Annotated in this window: 9 protein-coding genes; 1 reads left to right on the forward strand and 8 read right to left on the reverse strand. The window is 54.5% G+C overall.

The window, feature by feature from the left end:
- Window positions 1-54 precede the first annotated feature (54 nt).
- Complete coding sequence (locus MKY48_RS27275; RefSeq protein ID WP_076324631.1) at window positions 55-981, forward strand: copper amine oxidase N-terminal domain-containing protein; 927 nt, start codon at window positions 55-57, stop codon at window positions 979-981.
- Between the two features lie 130 nt (window positions 982-1,111).
- Here the strand turns inward: MKY48_RS27275 and MKY48_RS27280 are convergent, their stop codons facing one another.
- The 8 genes from MKY48_RS27280 to MKY48_RS27315 form a co-directional block, all read right to left on the reverse strand.
- Window positions 1,112-1,429 carry a pyrimidine/purine nucleoside phosphorylase gene (locus tag MKY48_RS27280; protein ID WP_339267666.1) on the reverse strand — a complete coding sequence of 106 codons (318 nt, stop codon included), beginning with the start codon at window positions 1,427-1,429 and terminating at the stop codon, window positions 1,112-1,114.
- A 101-nt stretch (window positions 1,430-1,530) separates the two neighbouring features.
- Entirely contained in the window at window positions 1,531-3,552 is a 2,022-nt protein-coding gene (gene tkt, locus MKY48_RS27285) for a transketolase (protein WP_339267668.1), read from the reverse strand.
- A 368-nt stretch (window positions 3,553-3,920) separates the two neighbouring features.
- Window positions 3,921-6,908 carry a VWA domain-containing protein gene (locus MKY48_RS27290; RefSeq protein WP_339291720.1) on the reverse strand — a complete coding sequence of 996 codons (2,988 nt, stop codon included), beginning with the start codon at window positions 6,906-6,908 and terminating at the stop codon, window positions 3,921-3,923.
- Window positions 6,892-8,889, reverse strand: coding sequence for a BatA and WFA domain-containing protein (locus MKY48_RS27295; protein ID WP_339267672.1), 1,998 nt, complete (start codon window positions 8,887-8,889; stop codon window positions 6,892-6,894). Before MKY48_RS27295 ends, MKY48_RS27290 begins: the two co-directional genes overlap by 17 nt.
- A gap of 256 nt (window positions 8,890-9,145) precedes the next feature.
- Window positions 9,146-10,093, reverse strand: a complete 948-nt coding sequence (locus MKY48_RS27300; protein ID WP_339267674.1) for a DUF58 domain-containing protein — start codon at window positions 10,091-10,093, stop codon at window positions 9,146-9,148.
- Entirely contained in the window at window positions 10,090-11,079 is a 990-nt protein-coding gene (locus MKY48_RS27305; protein WP_339267675.1) for a MoxR family ATPase, read from the reverse strand. The genes MKY48_RS27300 and MKY48_RS27305 overlap by 4 nt, the downstream gene beginning before the upstream one ends.
- Before the next feature lie 476 nt (window positions 11,080-11,555).
- On the reverse strand, window positions 11,556-12,671 hold the full coding sequence (locus tag MKY48_RS27310; RefSeq protein WP_339267677.1) for an IS110 family transposase: 1,116 nt from the start codon (window positions 12,669-12,671) through the stop codon (window positions 11,556-11,558).
- A 282-nt stretch (window positions 12,672-12,953) separates the two neighbouring features.
- Complete coding sequence (locus MKY48_RS27315; RefSeq protein WP_339267678.1) at window positions 12,954-14,633, reverse strand: phage tail tape measure protein; 1,680 nt, start codon at window positions 14,631-14,633, stop codon at window positions 12,954-12,956.
- Window positions 14,634-14,664: the final 31 nt, after the last annotated feature.

The raw sequence follows: 14,664 nt of genomic DNA on the forward strand, positions 1-14,664 counted from the left end.
GAAGAAACTTTTTGCATTTTATTTCGTCTACTATGCGAAGGGAGGAAATACAACATGAAATGGACCAAAGGTTTAAAAGCAGTGACAGCCGCTGCCCTATTAACCACTGTACTATCTTCGGTAACAGCTGTATCACCGGCTTCTGCCGCAGCCAAACCAACCGCTTCGATTAACAATGTGACCGCTAGCGGTGAAGTGCTGATTAAGCAGGGCTCCACCTTTGTTACCCTAACCGATCTCAAGCCTCTGGGTAACTATGTCATGAAGTACGACAACAGCAAGAAACAGGTGACGATTCAGGGTGACCACCGAACGGTGATTCTCACGGCGGGTAGCACCCGCATGGAAGTGAACGGAGTTCAGAAGACGCTGCCTGCAGCCCCGCTGCTCCATAAAGGCAAGACCATGATTCCCCTGAGGGCCGTAGCCCAAGCTTTTGATGCCGACATCGACTGGAATGGTTCTCTAAAGACGGCTTATATCAATAAAGCAGATGCCGTTATGCTTGCTGACTTAAAGAGCTCCGATCTGGCCACCGCCCGGAATGCTGCAGCCAAGCTGCCTTATTCATCCCAACTGCAGAAACCTGAGCTGGAAATGCTCCCTGTGGAAATGCAAGGCGTGAATTATTATTTTCCAAAAGGCAACTCCAATCGCTTCTTCCTGGTCGATAACGACATCGCTGAATATTACGAGATCCAGGGTGGCGTCAAATACTTGAAATGGCAAGGCAAGCTGGACTACTCCGCCAAAGCGGCTGCGAATCAGAACCTGTTCTTCCTGCCCCCGATTCAAGCAGAGATCGGTAAGCAGCCGGATGCCAGGAACTGGACTGTAGCCGAATTCGCATTCCGTTATCCTTCCGGCGTCACCAGCTACAAACTGCTCGACCGCGGCAAGGAATGGGGCGAAGGATACGTAGAGCTTGATAACCACTCACCAGGCTACAAAGGCGAGATCGTGCCGATTCCGGAAGAATGAATCCATTATAACAACCACCGTTAACGGCATGCGTTGATATCTGGCATTGACAATAAGGGTTCAAAGCCAACGGCTTTGAGCCTTTTTGTTGTGCATTTACGGACACGAAATCACATCAGCATTTAATTTATTACATGGTCGGATAAGAGCAGCAATAATCCGTAACGGTGCGGATTTCCAGCTTAAAGCTTGAATTGCCCGGAACGTTAAAGGTCGCGGCCCCTTGAATCTCTAACCACTCCTGCTCACCGGGCAGCAGGACACGCAAATCGCCCGACAAAATTTCCATAATCTCAGGGCCATCCGTGCCGAATTCATAGCTTCCCGGAAGCATGATGCCGAGCGTTACCTTCTCGCCACTGTCCAGCAGCACCGTACGGCTGGTTACCTTCCCCTCATAGTAAACGTTGGCTGCCTTTGTAACGGTAGCATTCTTAAATTGTGTCATCGACAAACTCTCCTCCTCCAACATCGTTATGGCTTGATATATGGACGGCACCCGCATGATGCGGGTGCCGGAAAATCAATATGGGGTTAGATCCGCCTGGATTACAGCAAGCCTTTTACGCGGCTAACCACATTCTCAACGGTAAATCCGTACTCGGCAATGACACGGTCGCCAGGAGCCGAAGCGCCAAATGTGTTGATGCCCAGGATGTCGCCTTTGTCTCCGACATAACGCTCCCATCCGAACGGATGAGCCATTTCAATAGCCAGACGGGCTTTTACGTCAGGAAGCAGCACGGAATCTTTGTATGCCTGATCCTGGCTGTCGAACAGATCCCAGCTCGGCATGCTGATGACGCGTACATCGATGCCTTCTTCAGCCAATGCTGCTTGCGCTTTAACGGCAAGCTGAACCTCAGAACCCGTTGCAATGATTTGAGCTTGCACGTTGCCATCCTTCGCATCGGCAACAACATAAGCGCCGCGTTTGATGCCTTCACGTGCATGATCCACCGTACCTGGAAGAATCGGCAGATTCTGACGTGTCAACACCAAAGCTACCGGACGGTCGGTGTTCTCAACCGCATAAGCCCATGCCGCGGAAGTTTCGTTAGCATCCGCAGGACGGATCACCGTCAGGCCTGGAATAATGCGCAGGGAAGCCAATTGTTCAATTGGTTCATGCGTAGGGCCGTCTTCACCGACAGCGATACTGTCATGAGTCAGCACATACGTAACCGGCAGCTTCATGATCGCAGCCAAACGTACAGCCGGACGCAGATAATCCGTAAATACGAAGAACGTACCGCCGAAAATCTTCAGTCCGCCATGGAGGGCGATACCGTTCATGGCACCGGCCATTGCGAATTCACGAACACCATAGTACACGTTACGGCCTTCGTAGCTGTTCGCTGTGAAAGAGGCCAGGTCGTTCAAGTGAGTCATTGTGGAGCTTTCCAGGTCAGCCGATCCGCCGAGCAGCTGCGGTACGCCTGCAGTCAACCCGTTCAGCGCTTTACCGGAAGCTACGCGGGTGGAAACCGCTTTGTCATCCGCGCTGTATTTCGGAAGGTCTTTGTCCCATCCTGAAGCCAGTTCACCGGATTCGCCGCGCTCGAATTGCGCTGCCAGTTCCGGGTAAGCTTCTTTGTATTTCGCAAACTGATCAACCCAAGCTTGATAAGCCGCAATACCGCGCTCTTTCACTTTGCCGAAATGCTCGCGCACTTCCTCAGGCACATAGAAGTCCTCTTCATATACCCAATTATAGAAATCCTTGGTCAGCTTCGCTTCATCAGCTCCAAGCGGAGAACCGTGCGTACCGCCATGGCCGCCTTTACCTTGTTTGTTCGGGCTGCCGTAACCAATGACGGTCTTCACTTCGATCAGCGTCGGACGGTTCGTATCGGCTTTCGCTTCCTCGATCGCTTTCTCGATCGCAGGCAAATCGTTGCCGTCTTCTACGCGCAGCACTTGCCAGCCATAAGCATCAAAGCGCTTCGCTACGTTCTCGGAGAATGCCAGGCTGAGCTCGCCGTCAAGGGAGATATCGTTGGAATCGTACAACATGATCAATTTGCCAAGCTTCAAATGACCTGCCAGGGAAGCTGCCTCGGAAGCCACGCCCTCCATCATGTCACCGTCGCCGCAAATCGCATACGTATAGTGATCAACCACATTGAAGCTGTCTTTATTGTAAGTCGCGCCCAAATGAGCTTCAGCCATTGCCATACCTACAGCCATGGCCACGCCTTGTCCAAGCGGACCTGTCGTTGCATCAACGCCGGCCGTGTGGCCGAATTCCGGGTGACCCGGGGTTTTGCTTCCCCATTGACGGAACTGCTTCAGATCCTCAATGGACAAGTCATAACCGCTCAGGTGAAGCAGACTGTAGAGCAGCATGGAGCCATGTCCTGCAGACAAGACAAAACGGTCGCGGTTAATCCACGCCGGCTGGTCCGGGTTATGGTTCATCGTCTTCGCGAACAGTTGGTAGCCCATAGGTGCAGACCCCATCGGCATGCCCGGATGACCGGAGTTGGCTTTTTCGATCGCGTCGATCGCCAATGTCCGGATCGTTGCGATGGACAGGTTGTCGATCGTTTGGTTATGTTCAGTTGTCATGATTCGTCCTCCTCAAATCTTTTCCATAGTAAGCTTCGAAAATGAAGGCTTCTTACGTCCCGCCAGCCCCAATCCACATAGTATCAGAGCAGTTAGGAATGTTGAGAATATCATTTTGACTCTTATTGTATCACCACACGTCTTTCATTTCCATAACGTAATTGTCAAAGTTGTGTAAAGGCCGTCAGGGAGAGCGACATCCCCCTTGCATTATTTCCCTTAATAGTCCGGTTATAACCGGATTCGACATCCGTTAAACGATTTTATGGACTTCGGCGGTATGGAAAAAGTTACTTCACTCGACAAATGAAAAAGCTTCGGCCTAAGCTGCACATTAGACAGCTTAGGCCGAAGCGTGAGGCCGCACATCAGCGCGTGCCGCGTTTTTTGGCTTTGAGGAGGCGATCCATGGAGGAGCCTCCTTCCGGAGCCGGCCCGGTTCTCTCGGGCCGTCCTTGGCCGTCCCCCTGCGCCTGCGGCGGCGGGGGAGGCGGCGCGGCCGGCTTCGCCTGGGCCGGCCGCTCTTCCCGCAACGGGGCATCCGCCCGCTGCGAATCGCGCGCCTCCGGCGGGGCCTTGCGGCCCCCTGCCGGAGCTGCGCCGGGTGCCGGGGCGGGGTTCCCGCCCCCGGCACCGTGGCCCGCGCCGCTGTGCTCGCGCGCGGGCGGGGCCTGCGGCGGCTTCGCGGAGCTGCCGCCGTAGAAATCGGCGGCGCGGGCTTTGCGCGCCGCCAGCCGCTCGAGGCCGGCGTCACGCGCGGCCTCGCCGACAGGTGCCGGCCGCCTGCGGAGCAGGGCGGCCAGCCTAGCGCCGATGGCGCCCCATGGCAGAGCCAGGCGCCGCACGGCGATGTCGGCGACCCACAGCAGCAGGGCCGCCGCCAGCAGCGGATAGCTCCAATCATGGAGATTCATCCGCGAGGTTGCCTGCCGGTCAAACACTTCGGCCGGGTTGTCCCAGGATAACACGCGGCCTCCGGTCGCCTCGGCCAGCCGCTTCATGGCTTCCTCGCCGCTGCCGGAGGACAACCGGTATTCCGGCGAATACGGCACCACAAAACCGGTGCCTGGCACGGCCTGCAGCGCTTCTTCCCCGCTGGCATCCTCAAGAGACAGGAGGAATGCCCCGGGCTTCGTGACATTGACGAGCCCGGTATAACGGCCGGGAGCTTCCTGGATAAGCTCCACCGTCTGCTCGCCAGCTTCATCGTCCCCGATCACCGCATTCAGCTTCTCCGGCGGATTCTCGCCCTCTGCCATAACTTGGAGCTTGACTTGGTTGCCGGCCGTCTCGGTAGTCACTTCATAGGGCGACGACGTAAACTGAGGGAACGTCCACTTCACGATTTCAGTCAACATGTTGGCAAAGCCGGACCACGATACCCATTCCTTGGACCACTTTCCGCTTAAATCGCTCGTCCATGCCACCGTTCGACCGGATCCGTATTGCCAGCGCGACAGGATCGGGTCCGGCTCCGGACTGGACAGAACCGTCTGGGCGGAAGACTTCGGCGTTGTCGCTACATAACCATATAGCGCCGGTACGCCCTGCTGGAATAGACTCGCCCAATCGCCCGCATTCTGAACAGCCGGGATAAAGGGTTTATCCACGATATAGGATTTGGCCAGCATCACGGCCTCCCTGCTGAATACCGCCGGCAGTGTCGTTTCATCCTCAACGAAGTAATAACGGCCTTTAGCCGCATCCGCCAAGGATTGAAGAAGGTTCGTATCGGCATCCATCCCGACCGCCACCGAAGACATCGTAATTTTGTTCTCCACCATCGTATCGGTCAGATCCTGATAACCGGAATTCATGGCCGATTGTCCGTCGGTCATCAGAATGATATGTCTGCGCTGGGCGTTAATCTTCAGCATTTCTTCAAGTGCGGAGGAAACGGCAGGATAGATGTTGGTTCCTCCGGCGCTCGGAATCGACTGGATGCTGCTGAGCACCTCTTCCTTGTCCCCGAGCTTCTGCGGCGGAACAACCCACCACGGCTGATCGTCAAAGGCGACGACGCCGACCGTATCCTTGGCTCTCAGCAGCTCAACCGTGCGCATGGCCGATTCTTTGGCCAATTCGATCTTATTGCCATCCATGCTCCCCGAACGGTCAATGACGAGGATGAGACCAAGCGATGGAATCTCCCGTTTGCCTTCCAGCTCCATCGAGACCGGCAGTGCTTTTTCAATCGGGGTTTTAAAATACCCGCCCATCCCAAAGCTGTCCTCGCCGCCCGCCATCATAAACCCGATGCCGAAGCTTCGGACCGCCTGCTCGATCAGCTCCATCTGCTTGCCGCCGACGTCACTGCCCGAGACGTTATTAAAGATGATGCTGTCGTACACGGCATACTTCGCCGCTTCCAGCGGAAGCAGCTCTGGCTGAATCACTTCGGTGCCGATCATTCCGGACTCCAGTGCTGCCGTGATATTACCTGACGTTCCCGGGGTTCCTTCAACGATCAGTACGTTCGGCGGACCTTCCACCCGGGAAAAATCAAACGCTGCATTATTGGCGGATGCCTCATCCCCATCCATGAAGATTTCGGCACGGTAACGGTGAAGTCCCGGGCTCTTAGCCAGGCCTTTTACGGCATACCGGTTCTCGCCCGGGGTTACGTCGACGCGTTCCCGGCCGATCTCACGGTTGTCCTCGTAAATGCGCAATTCACCGGAGGTCTTAAACGTGCTGCGGATCATAACCTCCACATAGAAAGACTCCGCTTGATACAGCTTATCCGGTACCTTTAGTTCCTCCACCGCAACGTCACGGATAGCCTGCTTCGGAGTTGGAAGCACATCAACCGCAATGCCCCGGTCCTTCAGCAGCCTTCCGGCCGCTGCCATGCTGCCCACATTCTCTTCCCCGTCCGAGATCAACACAATTCTGGAATCGCTGTTGCCCTCGAACAGGCTCCCTGCAAGCTGAAGACCGGACTCCAGCCCCGTAAACTGCTGCTCCAGCAGCGCATTTAAAGAGGCTCCTGCATTCTCCGTAGAAGATAATCGCCGTTCCACAGCGCCCTCAAGACCTGTAGAAACAACAGCGGTGCCATCCTTCTCGCCTTTTGCCGCAAGGGAATCGTTAATCCAATTCGTGATCCGGGCCGAATCCCCCATACTGTCGGAACGGTCCGCCAAGTACACCACCTGTTTATCCCGCAAGACGGTATAACCGTGCAGACCCGAAATCATAAGAATCAATAACAGAATGACGCAGGTTCTAAAGAATAAGGCCAATTTCTTGCGAAAACCGCTGAGCCGAAAATCCGATTTGTATGCGTAATAGAGAAAGACTCCTGCCGGGATCAACAGCAGCAAAAACCATGGTTGGCTAAATTGAACGCCCACGCTGGTACACCCCCCATTCCGCTACGATCACAGCCAGTGCCAAGGCCGCCAGCCATGGCATTAACGAACCGGCATCCCTTGCCGTCTCACTGTGCCCAGACGTCCCGGCACGTTCACCAGCTGCCGTATCCGAGTTCGGTGACGTTTGACTCACGACCGGGCCCTGATCGTTGCTCCAATCTGCCTCGTACGGGTCTGCCGTTACTGCCAGCCAAAACTTAAGCTTCTCACCCGCTTCATTCTGCTGTTCAAAAGCGTACAGCCCCGGATATTCCGGTACGAGCTGTACCGGCGATATCCCTTGCTCGTTCCGGAGGGCTTCCGCAGCAGGAAGGCCGTCAACAAGAGCAAGACCACTCTTAGGTACCCATTTTGCCGCTACCGTATCCGCCGCAATCGGTATATCCGCTTGCGCGCCCGCCATATATCGGCCAAGGCCGCTCCCCTTGCCCGAGGTCATCCACTCCAGTGCATTGCTAACCATGACCGGGAATTCCGGCGATAACGGAAGATCGCTATCCTGAAGCAGGAAATTAAACGACAATCGCGGTCGCCCGTTTTCGCTTCCCGCATAGACGATGGGTTGATCCCCCAGCTTGACCACAGGTTCGCCCCAAGCAGGGGCCTGATCCACCAGCGTACCGAAATAGACGCCCGATAAGGTTACATAGGCGGTCACCGGATGCTTCGCAAGCACGGCGCGTCCTCCTTGGCTTCCAACTTTGGTGCCTTCTCCGCCGATCGTCCAGAGCGGCGTTTTGGCGGCCAGCTCCGCCCACTTCCCTTGCTTGAACCCTTCCGGCATGCTCCCGTCTATGACGAGCAGATCAAATTCGCCATCAGGTACGGGCGGTACATCCGATGCTGTGCCATTATCCGTATTTTGATCCGTGCCTGGATCCTCACCCGTCTTGTCTTCGGAGCCATCCCAGGCAACCCGGGTGACTTCGGCTCCGCTTAGCTGCAAGGCCTTCTCCAGAAACAAATTGCCCGAAGTCAGCAGAAGTACGCGCGAAGATCCGTGACCCAATCCGAATGCAAAGGAATAATTGTCTGCCGCATACCCGTCATCCTGGGATAACTCAAGCCGATACACCTCCGCAAACGGGAGATCGGCAAAAGATTCGGTTAATTTCTTCCCCGGCGTAAGATTCAACACCTTGCTGGCCAGCAGCTGTTCATCCCCGTAAAGATTCACTTCGGTCGACATCGCTTCCTTGGCATTCGTGCTGAGGACAGCGACCGCCGCATAGGATGAACCTGTTTCACCTTTGAGTGAAATGCCGAATTGGTCGATGGAAACGTTAAGAGGGTGCTCCCCCTGTACCTTCTCTACGGATACTGGAACCTGAAACGATATGGGAGCCGTATCCTGCTTCCAGTAGCTATCTGTAAAAATAACGACTTCTGCATCATGTTCTTCCCGTGTCAGAGCGGAAGCGAGCGATAAGGTTTCCCTGTAGGATGCCTGGCCGTAATAGGGCCGCAACCCATCCACGGCCTTATCGATGGCCGCGCGGTCGCTTTCATGGGAGACCAGCGTCGTGGGACTTGCTCCCACAGACAGAAGGGTGATCTCGCTCCGTCTCCCTTGGTCCTTCACGTACTCCTTAATTCGTTCCTGCATCATTTGTAGCCTGGATGTGGCTTCGCCTTCTGCCGAAGGCTGAATCTGCGCGCTCATGCTGCCCGAGGTATCGGCAACGATGACCACATGGGCGCTGCCTCCGCCAGACACCTGCATAAAGGGCTGCATCAGTGCGAAGACCATCAGCGCAGCAGCAAACAGCTGGAGCCACAGCAGAAGCCGGTTCTGCAGCTTCTGCCACGGCCTGTTAGCCTCCAGGTTCCGAAGCACCCGCTCCCACAGCAAGTGGCTGGGAACGGTTGTATCCACATATTTTCGTTTGAACATATACATAAGCACGATAGCCGGCAGCGTTAAACCGAACCATAGGCTCAGCCAAGATTGAATCCCCAACGTGTCCCCTCCTTACTCCCGTGGACCCTGACTAACACGACTTGGTTGTTTTCTCAAAGCATCGGATGAAGGCTCGTCCATCTTTTCCTATTTGAATGAGTTCTCTTCTTATTTGTTCTAAAGATCACAGACAGATGCTCGTGAAGCCTGCATTTCATAGCGTGTCTATTTACCGGTCTTACCCTGTCTACAAGCTTCCCAAAGCGTATGAAGTCCGGCAGATGCTTGGAACACTGCGTCCTGTATGGGGCTTGCCTTATCCAGTAACCAGACCTGCTCCTGCCAGTACCCCGAACATCGCGTCCGTAAGCGGCATGTCCGCCGGAATGAGCACGTAAGACATGCCCCGCTCCGCGCACACGCGGGACAGCATCGTCCGATACCGCTCCAGCTCCTCTTTGTAAGCATCGAGCACTTTACCCGTCAACGCTACTTCCTTGCCGCTCATCGTTTCGCTGTCGACCAATCGCAAATCGCCGGTCAATTTAGGCTCTAGTTCTTCCCTCGACAAAACATGCACCAGCACCACTTCCTGCCCGGTGCCGGACAAAAGGGATAGCGCCCTGAACAATTCCTCCTCGCCGCCCGCCAGCCAAAAATCCGAGAACACCCAGGTCATCCCCGGCTGCCGAGGGAGTGCGCCAGGAACCGCAAGCGCGGCGCCCAAACTTCCCTCACCTCCCGTTTCTGCCCCTTGCAGGAACGAAAACAGGCGATGGGCCGAGCCCTTTCCTCTCATGATCGGAAGACGAGCATGAATCGAACGGCTGTAACAGGCGACCTGCAGCCTGTCGTAGGAGGACAATGCCATGTAGCCGATGCTTGCGGCGAGTTGACGTGCGAGCAGCCATTTCAGGCTTCCCTTCGTTCCTGCCGGATCCGCAGCGGATAGTCCGGATGACGATGACATGACAGCCCCCATCGATGCGGAGCAATCCACGAATAGGCTGACTGTCAGCTCCTGTTCGTCCATGAATTGACGCACGAACGCTTTTCCCGTACGAGAATAAACGCCCCAGTCAAACCTGCGGACATCATCCCCGGGCGAATACACTCGGTAATCGGCGAACTCGAGGGATGATCCGAGCCGGCGGGATCGTCTCTTTCCCTGCAGCGTTCCGGCAACCCGTCGCTTGGCATCAAGACTCAATCGCTCCAGGCGCGGAAGCCATTCCGGAGGAAGCAGGTGCCCGGCCCCGCTCACGCGGACACCTCCAGCGCTTGCAGAACCTCCTGAATGACATGGTCTGTTGTAATGCCAAGCGCCTGCCCCTCGAAATTCAGGAACAAACGGTGACGCAGCGCAGATAAAGCCACGGCGCGAATATCCCCTGTCGATACATGCATCCGCCCGCTGCACAAGGCCCGAACTTTGCTCACCGAGATGATGGACTGAATGCCCCGCGGTCCGGAACCGTACTGGACGTATTTCCGTACCGCCTCCGGTGCCGCAGCCTCCTCCGGATGCGTCATCATAAGCAGACGAACCGCATAGTCCAGAATCTCCTCGGCAACAAGCACTTCCTTGGCTCCATGCTGGATTTCCAGCAGCTCTTCCCCCGTCATTTGCCGTTCCACCTGGAATTCGTGGGAGGACGTCGTCCGCTTTACGATTTCCTTCAGTTCATCCGCACTCGGATACGATACTTCGATCTTTAGCAGAAAGCGGTCAAGCTGCGCCTCCGGCAAGGGATACGTCCCCTCGTTTTCCAATGGGTTTTGCGTCGCCAGAACAAAGAAAGGTTTTGGCAGCTGATGGGTTACCCCGCCCACCGTGACGGTCTTCTCCTGCATGGCCTCCAGCAATGCACTCTGGGTTTTGGGCGTGGCCCGGTTAATCTCGTCGGCCAGCACGATGCTGCTGAACAGCGGACCCTTTTGAAAGGTCATTCCGGTGTCTCCATGCTGCCCGAACGACAAGATGTTGGTGCCCGTTATATCGCTCGGCATCAAATCCGGCGTGAACTGAATACGGGAAAAGGACAATTCCAACGCTTCCGACACCGTGCGAACGAGCATCGTTTTACCGAGACCCGGAATCCCCTCCAGGAGGGCGTGCCCTCCTGCAAAGATACACCAGAGCATCTGCTCCACAACATCCTGCTGCCCGACAATCACCTTGCCAATATGTTCCCGCAGGCCTGATATTTTCTCCATCCATTCCTGTGGTCTCACTGCAATATCCGACATGGACGAAACCTCCATCTTCTTGGTAAAGTTCAAATACTCATTCTATATAAGTTGAACTAAAGATTCTTAGCCTGAGCATCACTACGAATGCGGATTATTCTTCCGATCGCTGATATGAACGAGAACTGTCAAATAGCAGTTTGTAACTCCCTTGTTTTTCCCAATCCCCCTTTATACAAGAGAGGGTGTAAAAACTGAACTAGAAGGCAAAAGCTATCAACGGTGAGCAGTCTGATATCCGCGGGTTTTGTATACCGCATGTTTTCTCTCCGTCTGCAGAGAGTGCACCACGAACTGTTGTCGTGCGTCGTTTCCTTTGGAGGGATGGCACATAGCGATGGACGTGGATTCTCTCTTACGGCTTTTCCCTTTGCCTTCTAACTCAGTTTTTCATCTTCCACCTGTTTTTTTGGGGAACGGGATCACCTTGAATCAACCATTCTCACAATACGACTAGATTCCAATAGGAATGGTGATCACCTATTTATCCTTTTCTCTTCAAGTTCTCGGGCAATCGACCAAATAAATCCACTTAGTTCACGCGCCACGGCCACAACTGCTTTGCCACTAGGCTTACCCTTTGACAGCATTTTCGTGTATTTTCGATGTAGTCGATGCTGTGCCTTCCAGGATATGGCCTGAATTTCAGGAGATTTTCCTTGTTGACGTTTCTTTAACTCTCCTTGTAGCGCAGGTTTATAGCGGTAACTCCAAGCGGATTCGACCAATAAACGACGAAGGTGCGTATTCCCCGATTTCGTAATGTTTCCCTGCCATCGGCTTTGGCCACTTGAGTATTCCCTCGGCACCAAACCTGTGTACCCCATGAAAGCCTTCGCATTACCAAACCGGGTAAATGAACACACTTCCGCTACGATTCCTGTTGCTGTCGTTTCAGCTACTCCACGTAAGGTTTGAAGGGCTTGTATTAAGGGGGCGTGGTGCCCTTCCGTGGCTTCTTCGTGAATGGCTGCTTCCAAACGCTTCAGACGTTCTTCATTTTCATCCATCTGATGCAGCATTTCCTGCAGAACCAAACGTTGAGAAGCGGACTCGAATGGAATACGTCCTAACCATAACCGGTATTTAGCCGTCCAGCGGCGAAGTGGCTCTTTAGGTGCAATCTGATGACGAAGGAGAAACTTCCCGATCCGCTGCCGGATTCGAGCTCGGTCTTCCTTAACATCTTCACGCATTCGTACCAAATCACGAAGCGCTTCTTCCTCTGGAGTAGGTACATGCACACGTGTTAATTCACCTGCTCGAAGTAATTGTGCCAGACGCATCGAATCCCTACGATCCGTTTTTACCCGTTCTCCTGGACGACTAGGCATAAGTGATGGGGCGATAACAATGCAGTCATATCCATGTGCAGTTAGCAAACGAACTAAAGGATATCCTGTTGGACCTGCCTCGTAACAAACGCTTAATTCATTGGGTTGGCCTAACTTCCTCAATACTTTCAAGATGTGATACTCGGTATGAGGAATCGTGCCCAAATACCGAGCGCCTTCTCTTCCTGGATCTGCTACAGATACAGCAATATTTTCCTTCGACACGTCTAAGCCTACGTATTTTATGGTATCCTTCATAGTACAGACTCTCCTTTGCAATTTAGCTCTGATTTTGGTTTTGGTTTAGCTTCTACTACACCATTATTCCCAAAATTAACCTAAGATGTTGCAATTACGGGGAGTCTGTCTCGTTCATGATAACTGTTGCCCCCACATTTCTTCTATACATCCATATCATGGTTAAAATCCGGTGAGAAAGGCGACCACTTCGTTTCTCCAGAATAATTCCGCCTTCTCCGTTGAAGTTCATCTTTTCTTTAGTTCAATCTATATAGCTTCCGTTATTGGCTCTTCGATCCTTTACGGATTCGGATTGATTTGTATGAAATATTCTTCAACCAACCCTTGCATCTGGTCAGGCAGTTGATTGCGATCTAATGTTTTACGCGCTTCGGTCTCATAATCGCGGTACACTTCCTCATAAGGCCTAGACATGCCCGGAACGGTCGGCGAAACGCCGCCCTTCTGAATATCACCGCCACTGCCCTTGATCTCGCCGGAATCGTTCTGCACATTGCCGCTGCCTTTGTAATCCCGAGGGATCGTCACAAGCTCGCGACCGCCAGAGCCAAAGCCGGCTCCGCTGCCGGTCCCGCTTCCCGATCCTCCGCTGCCACCTGAGCCGGAGCCTGCTCCTGATCCGGAGCCGCTCCCCGAACCGGACCCACTGCCGGCGCCTTGACCTTCACCGGCTCCGGAGCCGCCTTCCCCGGAGCTTCCCTCCGAGCCTTCGCCTTCTTCTCCCGAGTCTCCCCCAGATCCCGCCTGCGCCAACGCCTCGGCACTGCCGCCGTTACTCCAGGCATCGGATACCGACATCCCGGCAGCCGTCATCTGATCGGCCAAGCTCAGTCCTTGCGAAGCAAGGGAGGACGCCAGCGAAGCGGCGGATTGCGACTGACTATCCGACGCGGCTTTGGCTTGCGCCGCTTTAGCCAGCTCCTCGGCCAACTGCTGGAGCGCTTCTTCCAGCTCCTTCGGCAGCTGGCCTTCCTTCAGCGAGTCCGCTGCTTTCTTGAGCTCTTGCTCCAGCTTCCCGTCCTCCAGCTGCTTGGCAGCTTCCTCAGCCAACTTTTTCAAAGCATCGGACAGCTCGTTCTTCTCTTCTTGGGACATCTTTTTCACCTGCTCGGTGAGTTTCTTCATTTCCTGCTTGAGCTCATCGGCCATGCCTTCGGCAAGCTTTTTCCCCACCTGGGACAACGCCTTCTGCTGCTGCATTTTTTGGGCAAGCTCAGACAATGCCTTCGCTTTTTCCTCCTGCTGTTTCGCTATTTTTTCAAGCTCTTTCATGGCTTCTTCCAGCTTCTCCAGCGCTTCCTCGGGACGCTTCTCACGGTCCAGCGCTTTTTTCAAAGCATCCAGCTTCTCCTGCAGCTTCTTCCTGTCGGCAGGATCGAGCGTTTCTTTTGGGAGCTCCTCCGCAAGCTTTTCGGTTTTGGCTGCCTGCTCCTTCATCCAGCTCTGCGCCTCTTTTGCCGCTTCCACCTTCTTGTCCATCGGGTTCGGAACAAAAACAAGGATGAGCACGGCAGCCAGCGAAGCACCACAGATCAAGAGATGTCTTTTACGACTAGGGTAAGGAAGACGCTCCGGCAATTGCTCCGCAAAACGTGCACCATAGCGTTCCGCCTGCTCACGCTGCCATTTAGCGGCCTGCGATTCCTGTTCTTTGAACGATAGTGCCGTGACCATCATGTCGCTTCGCTCTGCTCCGTCCGGAACATGATCCATCGCTGAAGCGGCCTCTTCGATCGGAACCCGGTGCAGCCATCCCCATAACAAGCCTACGAAACCTGTTCCGACAGGAACGGCCACGGATGCGACGGGAAGCCAGGCAATGGGTACAAATCTCCCCAGCACCAGGAGCAGCAGCAGCGCGGCAAACCCTGCCATCAGTCCGTATAAAACATATGTTATGACGCGAAATCGCTGCAGCCGCCGTCTCGCAGCTTCGATAAAACGCATGATGTTGTCCATTGCTCTTCCTCCTTACCGTACTCTTATGCTT

Source organism: Paenibacillus sp. FSL W8-0187 (genome assembly GCF_037969755.1).
GTDB lineage: Bacteria > Bacillota > Bacilli > Paenibacillales > Paenibacillaceae > Paenibacillus_AQ.

What these genes read in the sequence shown, in the direction of transcription:
- MKY48_RS27305 (WP_339267675.1), bottom strand. Translation starts at nt 11,079, where the DNA reads ATGTCGGATATTGCAGTGAGACCACAGGAATGGATGGAGAAAATATCA.
- MKY48_RS27275 (WP_076324631.1), top strand. Translation starts at nt 55, where the DNA reads ATGAAATGGACCAAAGGTTTAAAAGCAGTGACAGCCGCTGCCCTATTA.
- MKY48_RS27280 (WP_339267666.1), bottom strand. Translation starts at nt 1,429, where the DNA reads ATGACACAATTTAAGAATGCTACCGTTACAAAGGCAGCCAACGTTTAC.
- MKY48_RS27310 (WP_339267677.1), bottom strand. Translation starts at nt 12,671, where the DNA reads ATGAAGGATACCATAAAATACGTAGGCTTAGACGTGTCGAAGGAAAAT.
- tkt (WP_339267668.1), bottom strand. Translation starts at nt 3,552, where the DNA reads ATGACAACTGAACATAACCAAACGATCGACAACCTGTCCATCGCAACG.
- MKY48_RS27315 (WP_339267678.1), bottom strand. Translation starts at nt 14,633, where the DNA reads ATGGACAACATCATGCGTTTTATCGAAGCTGCGAGACGGCGGCTGCAG.